The sequence below is a fragment of the Brevundimonas sp. genome (assembly GCF_036399195.1).
Classification (GTDB): domain Bacteria; phylum Pseudomonadota; class Alphaproteobacteria; order Caulobacterales; family Caulobacteraceae; genus Brevundimonas.
Genome location: NZ_DASWNO010000231.1, coordinates 1 through 2,287 on the forward strand (window position 1 = coordinate 1; position 2,287 = coordinate 2,287).

The window sequence follows — 2,287 nt, forward strand, 5'->3', positions numbered from 1 at the left end:
CTGGCCGCCGTCTCGGTGCGCAAGGGCCGCGCCGCCGTGGCCGTGGTCGAGCTGTCGGCCGGCTCGGTCGACGCCGTCGCCTGTTCGCTCGACGACCTCGGCGCGACCCTCGCCTCGTTCCGTCCTTCCGAGGTGCTGGTCCCGGACCGGTTGTTCTCCGACCCCGCCGCCAAGGCCGCGCTCGACGGCTCGGGCGGTGTGGTTCAGGCCCTGCCGCAGGCGCTGGCGGAACCCGTCGGCGCGCGGGTGCGGATCGAGCGCCTGTACGGCGTGGCCTCGCTGGACGGCTTCGGCGCCTTCGAGGAGGCGGAAGTCTCGGCGCTGGGACTCATCGCCGCCTATCTGGAGACGACGCAGGCCGGCAAGATCCCGGCCCTGTCGCCGCCCCGCCGCGCGGGCGACAGCGGCTTCCTCGCCATCGATCCCGCGACCCGGCTGAGCCTTGAGATCGACCGCAACCAGAGAGGCGAGCGCGAGGGCTCGCTGCTGGCCTGCATTGACCGAACCGTCACCGCCTGCGGGGCCCGGGCCCTGGCCGAGCGCATCGCGCGGCCCCTGCGCGACACCGTCGCCATCAACCACGGCCTCGACGCCGTCGAATGGCTGCTGGAGCGCCGCGACCTTCGCCGCGACCTGCGCGACGCCCTGCGCGCCTCATCCGATGTCGCCCGCGCCGCCTCGCGCCTGGTGCTCGGCCGCGGCGGCCCGCGCGACCTGGGCGCCATCCGGACCGGGCTGCGGACGGCCGAGACCGTGTTCGGCCGGTTCCCCCTCGCTCGCGATCCGCTGACGGGCCCGCCCGATCGTATCGCCGCCGCGCTGGACCGGCTGGCTCTGTCGCCCGACCTGGGCCGGCTTCTCGCCCACCTGACCGACGGCCTCGCCCCCGAACCCCCGCACCTAGCCCGTGACGGGGGCTTCGTCGAGCCCGGCTATCGGCCCGAGCTGGAGGAGGCGCGCCGCCTGCGCGACGACAGCCGCCGCGTCGTCGCCGACCTTGAGGCCCGCGCCGTGGCCGAGGCCGGCGTGCCGTTCAAGATTCGCCACAACGCCGTGCTCGGCTATTTCCTCGAGACGAGCGCCAAGGCGGCCGAGACCCTGCTCCGACCCTCTGGCGACAGCCCCTTCATCCACCGCCAGACCCTCGCCAATCAGGTCCGCTTCACCACCGTCGAACTGTCTGAGCTGGACGCGAAGATCAGCCAGGCGGGCCAACGCGCCCTCGCCATCGAGGCCGAGACCTTCGAGGTGTGGCGCCGGACCGTCCAGTCGCTGGCGACGCCGCTGCAGGCCCTCGCCGAGGCGCTGGCCGAGCTCGACTGCCACGCCGCCCTGGCTGAATGGGCCGAGGAGGTCGGCGCGGTACGGCCGGTCGTTGACGACACAGCCCGTTTCGAGGTGATCGCCGGCCGCCACCCCGTCGTCGAGGCGGCGGTGAAGGCGCAGGGGTCGCCCTACACCCCCAACGATTGCCGGCTCGACGGCAGTGGGTCAGCCAATGTGGAAAGGACTGGCGCGCGCCTGTCGATCGTCACCGGCCCCAACATGGCCGGCAAGTCGACCTTCCTGCGCCAGAACGCCCTGCTGGTGGTGCTGGCCCAGGCCGGGGCGTTCGTGCCCGCACGCGGCATGCGGCTGGGCGTAGTCGACCGGTTGTTCAGCCGCGTCGGCGCCGGCGACGACCTCGCCCGCGGCCGCTCCACCTTCATGACCGAGATGGTCGAGACCGCCGCCATCCTGACGCAGGCCACGGACCGCTCGTTCGTGGTGCTGGACGAGATCGGGCGCGGCACCGCCACCTATGACGGCCTGGCCATCGCATGGGCCGTCGCCGAGGCCCTGCACGACCGCAACCGCGCCCGCACCCTGTTCGCCACCCACTACCACGAGCTGGCCGGGCTGGAGACGCGGCTGGACCACGTCTGCAACCTGTCGATGGCGGCGCGCGAATGGAACGGCGACCTCGTCTTCCTGCACGAGGCCACGCCCGGCGCCGCCGACCGCAGCTACGGCGTGCAGGTGGCCAAACTGGCGGGAGTCCCCGCCGCCGTCGTCGCCCGCGCCCGCGAGGTGCTGGACCGGCTGGAGGGGGAGAAGCGCGCGGTCGCCAGCCTCGACGACCTGCCCCTGTTCGCCGCCGCCGCGCCCGCGCCGCCGCCCGTCGCGTCCGCCGTCGAGGACGCCCTGACCGCCATCGAGCCCGACGAACTGTCCCCGCGCGAGGCGCTGGAGGCGCTGTACCGGCTGAAGGCCCTGGCCCGGTGAGCACCCAACCGGCGGTGAGCGA

Annotated in this window: 1 protein-coding gene; it reads left to right on the plus strand. The window is 74.0% G+C overall.

Annotated elements, in window-relative coordinates:
* A partial coding sequence (gene mutS, locus VGB60_RS10200; protein ID WP_331038153.1) for a DNA mismatch repair protein MutS occupies positions 1–2,265 on the plus strand: 2,265 nt, incomplete at its 5' end.
* Between the last annotated feature and the right edge of the window lie 22 nt (positions 2,266–2,287).